12 protein-coding genes and 1 pseudogene are annotated in these 14,987 nt (G+C 65.0%); 2 read left to right on the top strand and 11 right to left on the bottom strand.

Features of this window, described 5'->3' with window-relative positions; translation table 11 throughout:
- Nucleotides 1-158: 158 nt before the first annotated feature.
- From IG197_RS11725 to IG197_RS11670, 11 genes and pseudogenes are all read right to left on the bottom strand, one after another.
- The gene (locus IG197_RS11725) at nucleotides 159-365 is read right to left on the bottom strand and encodes a cytochrome b/b6 domain-containing protein (protein WP_371746532.1); all 207 of its coding nucleotides are present in this window, start codon (nucleotides 363-365) and stop codon (nucleotides 159-161) included.
- Nucleotides 366-469: 104 nt separating this feature from the next.
- Nucleotides 470-1,657 carry an efflux RND transporter periplasmic adaptor subunit gene (locus IG197_RS11720; RefSeq protein ID WP_192318901.1) on the bottom strand — a complete coding sequence of 396 codons (1,188 nt, stop codon included), beginning with the start codon at nucleotides 1,655-1,657 and terminating at the stop codon, nucleotides 470-472.
- Nucleotides 1,658-1,659: 2 nt separating this feature from the next.
- Nucleotides 1,660-4,023: an ABC transporter permease gene (locus IG197_RS11715; RefSeq protein WP_192318898.1), complete on the bottom strand. Its 2,364-nt coding sequence runs from the start codon at nucleotides 4,021-4,023 to the stop codon at nucleotides 1,660-1,662.
- Nucleotides 4,020-4,769 (bottom strand): ABC transporter ATP-binding protein, encoded by a 750-nt coding sequence (locus tag IG197_RS11710; RefSeq protein ID WP_192318895.1) that lies wholly within the window; start codon nucleotides 4,767-4,769, stop codon nucleotides 4,020-4,022. The genes IG197_RS11715 and IG197_RS11710 overlap by 4 nt, the downstream gene beginning before the upstream one ends.
- 196 nt (nucleotides 4,770-4,965) lie before the next feature.
- Nucleotides 4,966-5,667 (bottom strand): VIT family protein, encoded by a 702-nt coding sequence (locus tag IG197_RS11705; protein ID WP_192318892.1) that lies wholly within the window; start codon nucleotides 5,665-5,667, stop codon nucleotides 4,966-4,968.
- Nucleotides 5,664-7,568, bottom strand: a complete 1,905-nt coding sequence (locus tag IG197_RS11700) for a heavy metal translocating P-type ATPase (RefSeq protein ID WP_192318889.1) — start codon at nucleotides 7,566-7,568, stop codon at nucleotides 5,664-5,666. Before IG197_RS11700 ends, IG197_RS11705 begins: the two co-directional genes overlap by 4 nt.
- A gap of 4 nt (nucleotides 7,569-7,572) precedes the next feature.
- Nucleotides 7,573-8,552, bottom strand: a pseudogene (locus IG197_RS11695) (FAD:protein FMN transferase).
- The gene (locus IG197_RS11690; protein WP_192318886.1) at nucleotides 8,533-10,740 is read right to left on the bottom strand and encodes a PepSY domain-containing protein; all 2,208 of its coding nucleotides are present in this window, start codon (nucleotides 10,738-10,740) and stop codon (nucleotides 8,533-8,535) included. Before IG197_RS11690 ends, IG197_RS11695 begins: the two are co-directional and overlap by 20 nt.
- A gap of 10 nt (nucleotides 10,741-10,750) precedes the next feature.
- Entirely contained in the window at nucleotides 10,751-11,221 is a 471-nt protein-coding gene (locus IG197_RS11685) for a DUF2271 domain-containing protein (RefSeq protein ID WP_154384612.1), read from the bottom strand.
- Between the two features lie 40 nt (nucleotides 11,222-11,261).
- Nucleotides 11,262-11,645 carry a hypothetical protein gene (locus IG197_RS11680; protein ID WP_192318883.1) on the bottom strand — a complete coding sequence of 128 codons (384 nt, stop codon included), beginning with the start codon at nucleotides 11,643-11,645 and terminating at the stop codon, nucleotides 11,262-11,264.
- A gap of 837 nt (nucleotides 11,646-12,482) precedes the next feature.
- Nucleotides 12,483-12,737: a PepSY domain-containing protein gene (locus tag IG197_RS11670; RefSeq protein ID WP_246765385.1), complete on the bottom strand. Its 255-nt coding sequence runs from the start codon at nucleotides 12,735-12,737 to the stop codon at nucleotides 12,483-12,485.
- A 199-nt stretch (nucleotides 12,738-12,936) separates the two neighbouring features.
- Between IG197_RS11670 and IG197_RS11665 the strand changes: the two genes are divergently transcribed.
- Together IG197_RS11665 and IG197_RS11660 are read left to right on the top strand one after the other, a co-directional pair.
- The gene (locus IG197_RS11665; RefSeq protein ID WP_192318877.1) at nucleotides 12,937-13,596 is read left to right on the top strand and encodes a response regulator transcription factor; all 660 of its coding nucleotides are present in this window, start codon (nucleotides 12,937-12,939) and stop codon (nucleotides 13,594-13,596) included.
- Between the two features lie 56 nt (nucleotides 13,597-13,652).
- Nucleotides 13,653-14,945 (top strand): ATP-binding protein, encoded by a 1,293-nt coding sequence (locus IG197_RS11660; protein ID WP_246765361.1) that lies wholly within the window; start codon nucleotides 13,653-13,655, stop codon nucleotides 14,943-14,945.
- The last annotated feature ends 42 nt before the right edge of the window (nucleotides 14,946-14,987 follow it).

Here is a 14,987-nt window from a genome sequence, read left to right as displayed (position 1 = left end):
GTCTGTCCTGCGGCGTCCATTGCGATCCGCCGCCATCGCTGATAGTTTGTGGGTTATAATGTGGGGTAACGAGTTGGGCGGAGCGTGAAAAGCCAGGGGCGACATCCTGGAAAGGCACTAACAGCCGTGCAAGTGAGACAGACGAAGGCAGCAGGCCGTTATGCCGATGGCGCATGGCGCGGGCCGAGAAATCCCCACACGATACGTGCAAGAACCAGCACGCCGACGACGTAGCCCGCCCAGACGTGCACGGTCATCACGTCTTCCGTCAGGTAGGCAACGAAGAACCCAAGGGCAAGGGTCCAATGGGCCATTCGGACGAATGGATCCCAGACCTGTATCTCGGAGGAAGATCGAGTGTGCATGCTGTCTGCCCCTTGTCGTTGTCCTCACAACAAGCCAACTCGACTTCCCATGCATTGACCTGGATCAAAAGGATGCGGCGTGGGTGGCGCGCGGCCGATTCCTCTTACCGGAGCTTGATCCTACTCCCGTCGGTAAGGCTGGAGGGCGGATAGACGACGACGATTTCGCCCGGACGAACGCCCTGCGCCACGGCGGCAATGCGAGTCGAGAGGCGCGCAATCTCTACCTCTCGGAGCTGCGCGCGGCCCCCCTCCACAACGAAGACGCTCCAGGCATCGCCGCGCCGGAACAGTGCTCCGATCGGCACGACGATTGCCTGGTCGATTTCGTCGACCACGATCCTGACCTCGACACGGTAGCCGTCCCCCAGGCTGGTCCACATCTCCGGCGTCGAGGTTATGTCGACGACGACCCAGACGCGCTGCTCTTCGACGCCGAGCGCGGAGACTTTGGTGAAGCCGGAGGGCTCGACGCGTCGCACGGCCCCCTGCAAATCGGTGGGACCGCCCCATCGCTCAATGATCACCTTGTCGCCCTTCCTGATGCGGGTGGCATCGGTCGTCAGAACGTCAACCGCGATTTCGAGATCTCCAGGATCGGCCAGCTCGACCAATAGGGCGGCCTGCACGACAGTGGTCTCACTCTCCTGGAGTATCCTGAGAATCCGACCGTTTATGGGGGAAGATACCGGGAAAGCCTCGCTAGCCTCCGAGTTGCCTGCGGACGTCAATGCCGCGCGAGCCTGCTCCAGAACATGTGTCGCCGCGTGCCAGCGGCGCTCGGCTGCATACGCCTGTCTCTCCGCGGAGCGAAACAGGAACTCCTCACGCTCCAATTGCGCCGTAGCCGCCACATTCCGCTTGGCGAGCGATCTGGTGCGTTCGAGGTCTGCACTGGCTTGGGCTAGAAGCACTTTGGCCTGCTCGTGAAGCGATTCCGCCTCCTCGACTGCCGCTTCGGCGGCGCCGACCTGGGCCTCGAGTTCCAGCCGCACGCGAGGATCAAGAAGCGGAGAAACAGGCGGCGTGATGGTCGCGAGCATCTGCCCCGCCTGCACGGCATCACCCGCCTCGAGCGCCAGCCGCTGTAGGCGTCCGGACAGAGGGGCCGACACCAGATAGCGGTCCCGCACGCGCGTGCGGCCGTCCTCTTCGATCGCGTCCTGGAAGTGTGAGGTCTTTACCTCGCCGGTTTCGACAAGGATCGGCTGCGGCATCAGGATCCAGTAGAGGCCAAGCGCTGCAAGCGCCAATACCAGTCCGCCGACGATCGAAGTTGTTCGAAGCTTCATGTTCAGTCCCGCGCTTTCAGGACTGCCACCAGATCGAGCGTGTCGATCCGTCGGCGAATCGCAATGAAACTGGTGATAGCTGCACCGATCACCAAAAGCGCCGCTATGGCGTAGCTGCTTGGATCGATCACAGCGGGGATCTGAAATGACTCGCTCGCACGCGCCGACGCGATCAACTCGATCAAGTACCATCCAATAAGGAGCCCAGCAGGAACGGCCACAATGAGTTCCACGGCGAGCTCACCGAAAATGACAGCGGATACCTCACGCCTTGTCAGCCCCACTATTCGGAGGCTAGCCAGTTCCCAGGCGCGCTCCTGCAGGGCGATGCGGGCGCTGTTATAGACTACCCCTATCGCAATCAGCATTCCGAACCCCGCAAGAATTAGCGCCCCGACCAGCACCATTCCACCGATCGTCTCGTTGAACAACGCAAGCCACAGGGCCTTCACGGAGCTTCCCTCGACCTTCGGCATCAATCTTATACTGGACCAGAGCAGTTCGGATTGGCGCGGATCAATCCTGAGGGTCGCGACATTGCCGACATCACCCTCCCGCATCAAGCGATTGAGTGCCGTGCGCTCCATCGTCACCGATGCCCCAAGGATATCGTCCGATATCTTGCGAACGGCGGCGTCCCTCACGGTCCGGTTTCCTTCAAGCACTTCAATCGTGACACTGTCGCCCAGGTCGAGATCAAGCTGCCGCGCGATTGTCCGGCTGAGCATGATGCCGTCGGAGGGAACGGCAATTGGCTGCAGCGCGCTGTCTCTCGGAATCTTGAGTTCAGAGCCAGATTCCAGCCCCGTGACCGATGTGCGATAGGTTCGGTGGCCGGCCCGCAATCTGATCGGCACGACTCGCTGGAGCTCAGCTTTCAGCACGCCGGGGATCGCTTGCAGTTCGTAGAGCGCATCCGCCGAGACAGGTTCCGTAAAGGTAATGAATGCATCGCCACGCTCGATGCGCCCGAAGCTCACATCGATCATGTGGTCGATTGCATCGAACCAATAGAGCCCGAACAGAACCAGCGGAATGGCCAGAGCGATGCCGACGGTTGTCAAGAGCGTTCTCAACGGCCGTCCGAGGATGGTGCGCGCCGCCATGACATACTGGAGCGGGATTTGCTTGCTTCCAATAGTCTGCAGCCAACCAAATGTGCGTAGCGCGGGCGGCGTTCCGGGTCGCATGGCTTCGGCGGGAGCAAGCATGGCTATCCGATATACCGCCGTCGCCGCCGCGAGATTAGCCGCGGCGACGCTGACAAGCATCGCAACAACGAGCAGCCACGGCTCAAGCTGCGCCTCCAGCAACGGAAAACGGAAGAAGGCGCGATAGGCTCCGACGACTCCAACCGCAAACCAGCGCCCCAGGGCAAGACCTATCGCCGTTCCCAGCAACGCAATGGCGGAAACCAGTTTAAAGTAGTGAAGCGCAATGGTGAGGTTTCTGAACCCCAGTGCCTTTAGCGAAGCGATCTGTCCCCGCTGCGCCTCGACCATCCTGCCGATGACGACGTTGAGCAGGAATGCCGCGATGCCGAAGAAGACCGACGGCATCACCATGCTCAAGGTTTCCTGCTCCGCCAGTTCGTCTTTCAGGAAGCGGTGCGAAGGCTGATCGCTCCGATCGTAGGCTCCCGTTCCGCCGTATGGTGCGAGCAAAAGATCGACCTCTTCCAGGACATGCGGTATGCTTGCGTTAGGTGCCAGTGTCATCAACACGTCATTGAATGCGCCTTGCATGTCGAATGCGCTGGCTACCGCATCCTCACTGGCCCACAGTACGACAAAGTTCCGATCGTCCGGCAGTGGCACGGCGGCGCGTGTTGCAAAGACGAACTCGGGCGACAGGGCGGAGCCAACCACTCGGAAGTCCTGCAATCGCCCGTTCAGAACCACATCGATGGTGTCACCCGTCCGCACGGCGCGTGCCTCGGCGTAAGCCGCGTTGACGATTATCTCCTCCGGATGCAGGGGATCGGGCCAACGTCCCCGCACGAGATGGAGGCGATTGAGCAACGGCTGCCCCGAGGCTGGAAGCGAGATAACGCGCCCCGAGATCGGGAGGTTTGTGTCCTCACGGATTACGCGCACTGCCTTTGCGACGCGCGGTTCCACAATGCCGACGCCGTCAATTTCGCGCAGCCGGTCGACGATGACGAGCGGCGCGCGCGTAATGCTCGCAAAAACGTCGGCGAACCGTTCGTTGCGGTAGTGCGCCTCCATGGCGCCTACCAGCGCCAGGTAGTTCGACAGGGACATTACAAAGACGGCGACGCCGGCGGCAACGAGCAGCGCGATGCTGAGGACCTGAAGCCGCATCGACCAAAGATCGCGCAGGACCTTGATATCGAGCACGTTCACCACGTCACGTCCTCGGCCCGTATTCGTTTCGGATTCGGTTCCTCCTCGACGATGCGCCCACCACTTAATCGCAACACGCGATCGGCCATCCCCGCAATTGCGGAGTTGTGGGTGATGACCGCGGTCGTCGTGCTTAGTTCCGCGTTGACCTTTGCGATTGCTGCAAGAACCAGTCGGCCGGTATCTACGTCGAGCGCGCCGGTCGGTTCATCACAAAGCAGGATGTCCGGCCGTTTCACGATAGCGCGGGCCACCGCAACGCGCTGCTGCTCGCCGCCCGAAAGTTGCGAGGGAAAGTGACCGGCGCGATGCGTCAGCCCAACGAGTTCAAGCGCCTCGGCTGGCCTCATAGGGTTGCTGGCGATTTGCGCGACCAGCCGCACGTTCTCTTCAACGGTGAGGCTCGGTATCAGGTTGTAGAATTGAAACACGAACCCGACATGCTCGCGCCGGTAGGTCGTGAGTTCCTCGTCGCCGGCGCCGGTCAGTTCGTGGTCCCGCCAGGTTGCCGTTCCTGACGTTGGAGCATCCAGCCCGCCGAGAATATTGAGTAAGGTCGATTTGCCTGAGCCGGAGGGCCCAAGAAGAACGATGAATTCGCCTTGCCGGATATCGAGATTGACATCCTTCAGCGCTACGACTTGCGCATCGCCTGATCCATAGACTTTGGTCAACCCCCTGGCCACGAACACGGGGGCCTGAGGTTGTGTCGCTGGATTCGTTGCCTCTCGTTCACGGACTTGCATGCACGCTCCGGTCTCCGCCGAGATTGCAGAAGTCCTACAGATTGCCTCGTCCCGTCCCTTGATTCTTATCAAATTTGGAACGTGGTAAGGAAATTCAGTCCCACTGAGTAGTGGCCGACATCCCGTTCGTGCTTCAAAGTCCTGACAGAATGGCGGAAACTACACGGTCGCGCCCACAATGTATTCTTGTGTGGGTCTAGCCGACACTCACTCCGAAGACCGCACCGACCACGGCGGTGACGCCCATGGCAAGCGCACCCCAGAAAGTAACGCGGACCGCCCCCCGCATCACGCCCGCTCCTCCGGCCGTAGCGCCGAGGCCACCGAGGATGGCAAGCGCAACCACGGTGGTTCCGGCTACGAGAACACTGGTTGTCTCAACGGGGGAGGCGAGCGCGACCAGCACCGGAATGACCGCGCCCGCCGCGAAGGTCAGGGCCGATACGACAGCTGCCTGCACGGGATGGGCGGTGACCGTTTCGGAAATGCCGAGTTCGTCGCGGGCGTGCGCCCCCAACGCATCTCGCTCGGTCAGCTGGACTGCGACCCGCTCGGCCAGTTCCCTGTCGAGCCCGCGGTCGACATAGATCCGCGTCAGCTCTTCCAGCTCGGCCTTTGGCGTTTCTGCAAGCTCCCGCCGTTCCCGGGTGAGATCGGCGTTCTCGGCGTCGGTCTGGGAACTCACCGAGACATACTCACCCGCCGCCATGGACATCGCTCCGGCCACAAGGCCAGCAAGGCCGGCGATGAGGATTTCGATCGAGCCAGATCCGGCAGCCGCAACACCCACCACGAGGCTCGACGTGGACACAATGCCATCGTTAGCGCCGAGCACGGCCGCACGCAGCCAGCCGATGCGGTGGACCATGTGGACTTCGGAGTGCGAAAGGCGGCTCATGTCTGGTTTCCTTGCAATAGGGTCGGCTGGTGTCCGGTGGCGGTAGACCTGGGTGACCATGTCTCTGCCGGAGAGATGCGAAGCGCACGGAGCGCGTTGAGGATCACGGCCACGTCGATCGCCTCCTGAATGAGCGCCCCTTGGACGGGCGTGAGGTAGCCCAGCGCCGCCGCGACCATGCCCATCACCGACAAGCCTATGCCTGCGACCACGCTTTCCAGCGCGATGCGGCGCGCGCCGTGGGCGATCTCGATCCCGGGTCCGAGCCTGTCGACGCGGTCAACCAACAGGACCACGTCGGCTGCCTCGGCAGAGGCGGCCGCACCACGCGCGCCCATGGCGACGCCCACATCGGCCGCGGCGAGAGCCGGAGCGTCGTTTACGCCGTCACCCACCATCATGACCGGGCCGCGCTTGCGTTCGGTGAGCACCAGCAGAACCTTCTGGTCGGGCGTGAGACCGGCACGGATGCCGTCGAGCCCGAGGCCCTCGGTCACGCGCTCGGCCACCTCCTGGCGGTCGCCTGTCGCCAGCAGGATCCGACCTATCCCCTGACGACGCAACCTGGCCAGCATGTCATGCGTCCCCTCGCGAAGTGGGTCTGCCATAACCAGATGGCCCGCCAGCCGCCCGTCGACCCCAACAGCCACGAGGACCGACCCGGCGGCGAGTGCCGGATGCGCCACTGCAGCCTCGCCAACACGGCCGGTGACAAACCCGTGCCCGCCGACCACAACGGACCTGGCGTCGACTTTGCCTGTCAGCCCTTCGCCGGGAGCTTCGGCCACATTCGTCGGAACCGGGAGCGACAGGCCGCGCTCCCGTGCCGCGGCGACGATCGCCTGCGCCACCGGGTGTTTCGTGGCCTGGTCGAGCGCCGCGGCCAATCGAAGAACCTCGTCGGGGTCCATGCCGCTATAGCTGTCGATCGTTACGATCTGCGGCCTGCCATCGGTGAGCGTGCCGGTCTTGTCGACGATGAGCGTCTGTGTCCTGGCCATTGCCTCCAGAGGACCCGCGCCCTTGATCAGCACGCCGAAGTGCGCCGCCCGCGAAAGGCCCGCCACAAGCGCCACCGGAACCGCCAGGATCAGCGGGCATGGCGTGGCCACCACGAGGACCGCGACTGCCCGGATAGGGTCTCCAGTGACCCACCATGCGGCGAAGGCTATGGCGACCGTGACCAGCAGGAAGCCGAGCGACCAGCGATCGGCCAGCCGCGACATGGGCGCCTTCGACCGCTGGGCTTCTTCCACGAGCCGTACGATGCCCGCATATGTGCTGTCCTTTGCAGGACGCGTCGCGACGAGGTCGAACGCTTCGCCTGCGTTTGTGGAACCGCTCATCGCATCGCCTCCGTTCTGCGCACGGATCGGGAGGGATTCGCCCGTCAGGGCGGACGTGTCGAGGAAGGCAGAGGCGGACGCCACCGTGCCGTCGACCGGAACAACATCGCCCTGACGGATAAGCAGGCGGTCGCCGGGCATGATGTCGTCGAGCGGAACTTCTTCCAGGCTGCCGTTCTGATGCCGGGTCGCAGTGCGTGGCACACGCGCAAGCAGGTCGCGCATCTCGCGGCGCGCCCGCCCTTCCGCAAAGCTTTCGAGAAAGGTGCCACCGGAATACATCAGCGCGACGACAGCCGCCGCCAGAGTTTCTCCGAAGAGGAGCGCGGCCGACATCGAAAGTGCGGCGACGATGTCCAGCCCCATTTCGCCACGCCACAGGCTGCGCAGGATCTCCAGGAGCAGGGCGGCGAGCACGGGGAGCACGCCCACAAGCCAGACCGTCGAGGCCAGGTCCGGCCGTCCGCCGAAGTAGAGGGCAAGCCCACCCAGGAGCCCGCCCACGGCAGCCAGCAACAGCGCGGTCTTTCCCCGGTCCGCATTCGAATGCTCCATGCCCTCAACCTTCTGCGTTTCCGGTCGCCGGTTGTTCGTCCCCGAATACCTGCCCGACGCGACACGCGTCGATGCTATCTCCTTCGCCCCGAAGCAGGAACAGCGCATCGATCCCGACCTTCCGCGCCAGTTCCCCGCCCTTGCCGGGGCCGAGCACCATCAGGGCCGTCGCCCAGGCGTCGGCGGCGGCACAGGACGGGGCAAGCACCGTGACCGAGGCAGGCGCTTCCAGAAGCGGTGCGCCCCGGCGTGGATCCACGGTATGCGAGAGCCGCCGTCCCTGCACCTCGACCCAATGCCGATAGTCGCCCGAGGTCGCCACGGCGCAGTCCTGCAGGGACAGGACCGAATGCGGTGCCCGCCGGTCCGGGTCGGGCAGTTCCACGGCGACCGTCCAGGTCTCGCCGTCCGGCCTCAGTCCCATGGCCCGCATCTCGCCGTCGATGCCCACCAGCGCATCGCGGATGCCAAGTCTGCCGAGCGTCTCGGCCAACCGGTCTACTCCGAAGCCTTTGGCGATACCGTCGAGGTCGAGCGCGAGCTGGGCGTGCTTCCGCACGCTCCCGTCGCCCAGCTCGATCGCCTCATGCGCGGGAACACGGCGCGCCGTCATGGCCGTACTGATGAGGCCGGGGGCAGCGGCGGCCGGGCCGAAGCCCCAGGCAGAGACGGCATCGCCAACTCCAATGTCAAAAGCGCCGTCGGATGCCTTGCCGACCGCCAGCGCCAGCCTCAGAACTTCCATCATCATGGCTGGAACAGGCATCCGTTCTCCCATGGGCGCACGGTTGAGCCGCATCAGGTCGCTGTCGGGCTTCCATGTCGACATCTGCGCGTCGACCTCGTCGACCGCCGTCTGGAGGGCTTTGCGGGCGGCTTCGGCATCGAACCCTGGTGGCGCGAAGAAGAGAGCCGACCAGCGCGCGTGCCCATGGTCGGCCCGTTGAGCGCGTGGCGCACGAACTCAGTAGACGTCTTCGACATAGCGTCCCTCCGCCTTGAGCATCGCTGGCGACATGCCGAGGGGCTCCAGCATCCGTGCCATCGCCTCGGCGACCCCTGCCGCCATGTCCCGGCCGCCGCAGACCATCACACGCGCGCCGTTGCGGATCGCGCCGAGGACCTGCCGGTGTTCGGAAGCGAGAGCATCCTGCACGTAGTGGGGCCGGATGCCGCGCGAAACCGCGGTGGATAGGCGCGAGAGCCTGCCTTCGACCGCCCAGGCTTCCAGTTCCTCACGGTACAGGAAGTCGCTTTCCGGATGACGCATGCCGAAGAACAGGTGAATCGGCCTGCGCCCGCTGTTTGCCCTGATGAAGCCCGCCAGCGGTCCAAGCCCCGTGCCCGCTCCGACGAGGATCAGCGGAGCACGGTCCGTGCCCGCATGGAAGGCCGGGTTGCGGTGGAGGAAGGCAGCAAGCGTGTCGCCCGGTTCGAGTGCCATCAGCGCGCCTGAACACAGGCCCCCGACATGCTTGCGCACCACGATCTCGACGAAGCCGTCGCCGCTACCCGATGCCAGCGAATAGAAGCGCGGAATGGTCGAGCCCTCCGGCACGACGCCGAGGAGGTCTCCCGCCTCGAACCTGGCGAATCCTTTCCGCGTGAGGCGCTGCCAGAGGGACAGGCGTGGTACCGCGAAACGCAGGATCGCCGTGGGCGCCTGGACGTCCTGGCCGTAGTTGCGCCGCGAGGTGAGCCTGAGGGAAGTTGTCTCGGGGCGGACGGGCCGATGGTCGAGTTCCAGTTCAATTGCCAGCGCCTCGCCGAGCGCACGCCCCCATCGTGCGAACTCCTGGGGCGACTGGCGGTCCACCGTGTCCAGCGGAAGCAGCGTCGGCCATCCCTTCGCCTTCGCCGCCGCCTCGACTGCTTGGGCGTAGCGACAGAAGGCCGGGAAGCCGCGGTCACCGAAGCCTAGCACCGCCAGCGGCGCTGAGGGGGCGACGGACAGCCTGGCCAGGCGGTCGAGGAACCCCTTCGCTGACGCCGGGGCATCGCCGTCGCCATAGGTCGCAGCGAGGACCACGTAGCGGCGAGCAGCGGGGGTCCGCGCCGGATCGAAGGCCGACATTGGCGCGACGTGAACCGGATGCCCGGCCCGAGTGAGCGCATCGTGCAGCGTCGCTGCAAAGCCCCAGGTGCTGCCGCCCTCGCTCCCAACCAGTATGACCGTCTCGCCGCGCGACGGCGGGACGTTGCCGCGGATGCGCGGTCGCCCGCGGCGTCCTGCCAGCCATATGACGGCGCCCGTAGCGCCCACCACAGGAACCGCGAGCGCCATCAGTCCGAGCAGCAGGCCGAGCACCGCGGCACCCTGTCCGGTATGCAGCATGTAGATTGTTTCGGAGGCACGCTCCCAGCCACTCAGGTTGGACCAGCCCAGCGTCGCTCCCGTCCCTTGGTCAAGGTACCCCGTGCCGAGGTCGGTCTTGAGCGTGAAGACGTCGCTCGCATCGCCTGGATAGGGGGAGCTGAGTTCGCGCAGGCTGGAGACGGGGGTTGAGACGAGCATGGGCATCCCGGCCAGGGGCATGCCTGTATCCCCGCTCACCGTGGACGGCAAATCCGGGACGACAGCCTGGTCCGGAAGGAACCCGAAGGTCGACGCCGTCATCCAGATCGCGGTCGCCGAGGACAGCAGGAGGCCGAGCACGGCTCCGCGCGCGAGCTCGACATGAATGCGTCCCGTCATCGGCCCCCGCAGCGGGGCAAACCACCGCCTCCAGCCTCCGGCGCGGCGGGCGACGAGCATCGTTCCCGAGACGGCAAGGACGAGCATGGCTACCGCCCCGGCAGCCGAGACGAAGCGGCCGGCGTCGTCCATGAACAGCGAGCGGTGCAGGTTCGTCAGCCAGCGTTCGACCGGGTTCGCGTCGGCAGAGGCGACACCCGCCCCCGTGGCAGGATCGACCACCGCCGAACCCGGCGTTCCGTTGTCGAACCAGTAGGCCGTGATGCGTCCCGAGGGGGAGCGTTTGATCTGCTCCACCCCCGGATAGACGACATGGATGCGGGTCGCGAGATCGGCAACGCTCATCGTAGCTTCAGCCTGCGGCGCGCCCAGCCGCTCCGCCGCCGGGAAGACCGAAAGGGCGGCCCCGCTGAGCGCGAGCAGGCAGACCAAAGCCAGAGCCACAAGCCCAGGCCAGCGGTGAAGAGCTCGGATCATGCGTCCGCCCTCACATGCCGTAGCCAAAGCTGGCGACGTAGCGTCGGCCCTTGACGGACTGGCCGGCGCCCTTGGACGTGAGCGGCACCGCGACTTCGTTGGGGCTGTCGCGCATGTCCTCGACCGCGGCATCGATGTGCAGCGTGTAGCCGGCGTCGAAAAGCGCGTCAGCCAGGTCGAGTGTGATCTCGAGCTTGCGACCGGCCCCCACACTGGCCCCCGTTATGCCGTTGATCTCGGCGATGTTGCCGCGCGTCGCTCGGTACCAGTCGCTGAGATGCTCGTAGTATTTGGACTTGCCCCCCGCCATCCAGAGGGTACCCGCATAGGCGCCCTTTGGATCGGTGACATAGATGGCGAGATAGGCTCCATCGCCGCCGTAGTTGTTCAGGGTGGTCGTCAGCGTCACCGGCCGCGCCATCGCTATGCCGGGAAGGGTGAGTGCGGTGGTGAGCGCCAGGGCGGCGAATATCGTTCTCATGACGAAGTCTCCAGGATTCGCGGGAAAGGTGGCGGGTGGCTCAGTTCACCTTGACCTTCGGCGCTGCGCCGCTGCCGAACAGGCCGTTGTTCGGCGGGGCAACCGTGCCCGCCCGAGCGGGTCCGACCGCGGCACCGCCCCGGTATCCGTCGTCATCATCGTCATCATCGTCGCTGTCGTCGTCGTCATCGCCTTCGTGATGACCGTCGTCATCGTCGCCACGGCCGAGGCGGGGTCCATGATCCCGGTCAAGGCGGTCGTCATCGCTGGCGAACAGCAGGTTGGCGCCCTCATCGGAAGCGTCCTCGACGGTCTCGCGAGATGCGTGAGGCCGCGCTGCGTCATGCATGGCGCTCCACGCCGGAATGCCAGCGCCCACGGCCAGCGCAGTCGATGCGAACAGGATGGTGAATGTCTTCTTCATGGCAGGGTCTCCTTTTCTGATGGTTTCGTTCTGAAGGCCTCGCCTGATCCCTTCCTGACGGAAACGGAGTTTCTGCTTCAGCTTGCCGTCAGGAATCTAAAGGCCCCGCCGCAATGGCGAGGCCTCGGAAAGCACCTGCTTGTCCGGACGAGGGATCAGACGATATCGCCAGGACCAGCAGGTCTCTTCCGGCCCGTAACCAGGGCGCAGGCAAGGTTCTCCCGGTGGCGGAACGTCGCGAGCGCCATGCCCCCGAGGTGCAAGGTGACAAGGGGCAACATGGCGTTCGCCAGCGTCTTGGGGACCTCCTTGAGTGGCCCTTTGGCCTCGCCTTCCGCGTCGACGGCTCCCTGGCCAAGCCCTCGCCGTCGTCATCGTCCGCAAGCACCGGGGCCACGAACTGCAGCAGGTGGGTTGCGGCTGCGGCGCGGGCCGGCTCTTCCATGAGCCATCCTGTGAAGGCCGTTCCGGACAACGTCACGAGCAGTGTGATGATCATGGCCGGCGCCTGCCGGGTTGTGGCCCAGGTAGCGCACCTCTCGCCCCTGGCGACATGGGCGACGTAGGTGAGCATGGCGGCGGGACTCCGGACGAACTGACCGAAACGGGCGTAGCGGCTCCCGACAAAACCCCACACGATTGCGAAAGCGATGCGGAAGCCGACCAGCGCCGCTACCACTTAGCCCGCGAACTCGTGAACCGGCTGTATCTCCTCGGCGGTGAGCCAAGCCGTGGCGAAGGCACCGACCAGCCCCCAGTGGAAGATGCGGACAAGCGGTCCCATACCCCGACCCGGTGGGCGGGGTTCTGTGCGACTCCGTCGCGGGCGATGGCAGGTCATTGATCGTTATTGTGGGTTCTTCCCTCGCGACGCCGATCGCCGTCCCTGTGTTCGATTTCCAGTATCTCGAGGGTTGCCGGATGAACTGTCGCTTCGATCTGTTGCCCCCTGAGATCGGTACCGTCGATCTCGTAACAGCCGTCATCGATCTTGATCCGTCGCACCGTCCAGCCTTGCTGCGCCGCCAGGGCGGCAACGGCCTCCCTCGGCTTCCAGTCGGCCATCGGCACGAAGCACTCGTCATCGGCCATCGCGCTGCCGACCGGGAAGGCCGCGACGAATGCGACAATTGTCAGGACGAGCCGCATGGCGAATTACTCCGTTCACCTGGATTTGCGCTGAACCTGCAGGGCCAACCTTACGGCACCCTGAAGTTAGCCCTCTATTCGCTTCAGCAACCCGTCAGGAAAATCTGATAGTAGAGGCAACGGCAGCGGAACAGGTGTGAACATGCGAATCCTGCTTGTAGAGGACGACGCCGTGCTGGGCGCCGCCGTGCGCGACCAAATCGCTGGGGACGGCCATTCGGTCGACTGGGTCACCAGGTTAGACGGGGCACGCGACGTGATGGCGAGCGCGGGCTATGACCTCATCCTGCTCGACCTCATGCTGCCCGACGGAAGGGGCATCGTCTTCCTCAAGGCGCTGAGGAATTCGGGGGACGTCACGCCCATCATCATCCTCACCGCGCTCGACCAGGTCTCCGACAGGATCGAGGGCCTAAAGGCCGGAGCGGACGACTATCTCGTGAAGCCTTTCGACCTCGATGAACTTTCCGCCCGCATCGGCTCCGTCGCCCGCCGCTATTCGGGCAACCCGAACCCTATCATCCGGCATGGTGCGCTCAATATCGACCTCGCGCGGCGGAGCGTGCTCCGGGAGGGCAAGCCCGTTCAGCTTACCTCGCGCGAATGGGCACTGCTGGAGGCCTTCCTGGCGCGTCCCGGCCAGCTCCTGTCTAAGCCGCAGCTGGAGGAGAAGCTCTACGACTTCGACGTCGAGATCGAGAGCAACACGATCGAGGTCCATGTGAGCCGCCTTCGGAAGAAGCTGGGCACCAACCTCATCGAGACCGAGCGCGGCCTCGGCTATAGGCTTGCGCGGGCATGAGGGGGGCGCGAAGCCTCCAGGGTAGGCTCCTTCTGTCGCTCGGAGCAGTCCTGCTCGTGGTCTGGATCGCCGCAGCTTGGGCAACCGCCGTCCTGCTGAGGCACGAGATCGAAGAAGTCTTCGATTCCTCCCTGCAGGAAACCGCGCAGCGCCTGCTTCCGCTTGCCGTCCTTGACATCGTCGGGCGCGAGGATGGTGACACTGCCAGCCAGAGACTCGGAGCGATCCGAAGCCATGACGAGCTTTTCACCTACGTGGTCCGCGACGACAAGGGCAAGGTCCTGCTCCGGTCACACGCGGCCGACCTCTCCACCTTCCCGCCATATACAGGAGCGGGCTTCGGCCGGACCGCAACGCACCGCCTCTACAGCGAAGAAGCTCTGCAGGGCACGATCCGCATCACGGTTGCGAAGTCGCTGGCACATCAGGACGCTGTTATTCGCGAAATGCAGATGGGCCTCGGCTTGCCCGTCCTGCTAGTGATTCCCACCGCGTTTGCGGCTGTCGCCTTCGCGGTGAGACAGAGCACCCGTTCGCTGCGGGCCTTCCGGGACCAGCTGGAGACCCGCAGCGAGAAAGACCTCGCCCCGGTTGCCTCCGGCGACCTGCCGAGCGAGGTCGCCCCGATGGCGGCTAGCATGAACGCACTGATCGAGAGGCTTCGAGCAGCGTTCGAGGCGGAGCGCAGCCTTACCGCCAACACTGCCCACGAACTCAGGACACCGCTCGCCGGAGCGATCGCCCAGGCCCAGCGCATCCGAAAGGAGACTGCTGAGCCTCAGACGGCCCAGCGCGGAGCCGACATCGAGGCGACGTTGAAGCGGCTGACGGCGCGCGCCGAGCGGCTCATGCAACTGGCGCGGGCGGAGGGGGGACGGCTGAACCTGGACCGGGAGTCCGACCTGCGCGATACACTGGACGTCGTGATCGGAGACATGCGCCGGAACGAGTCGACTGGGCGCATCTTGCTCAGGCTGCCCGACACGCCCGTCATGTCAGCCGCCGATCCCGACGCGGTCGGAATCCTCTGCCGCAACCTGGTCGAGAACGCGCTGCGCCACGGAAGCCGGTCTTCCCCCGTCGAGGTGGCCCTTTCCTCCAACGGCCTTATGACGGTGTCCAACGACGGCCCCGTCGTGCCCGCTGAGACACTGGCGAGGCTAGCGGACCGCTTCGAGCGCAGCGGCGCGGCGGGCCGCGGGAACGGTATCGGCCTGTCCATCGTCTCGACCATCGCAGACCGCATGGGTGGCGCGCTGACGCTCAGGTCGCCGCGCCCAGGCTGCCAGACCGGATTCGAGGCAAGCGTCCCGCTCGCGAGCGCAGGTACTGCCGAGACAAGGACCTGAACTGAAGTTCATCTGGCCGCAACACGTCGAAAGAAACCGAAA

It is taken from the genome of Aminobacter sp. SR38 (assembly GCF_014843375.1).
GTDB classification, from domain to species: domain Bacteria; phylum Pseudomonadota; class Alphaproteobacteria; order Rhizobiales; family Rhizobiaceae; genus Aminobacter; species Aminobacter ciceronei.
This window is presented reverse-complemented; position numbering and strand designations above follow the sequence as displayed.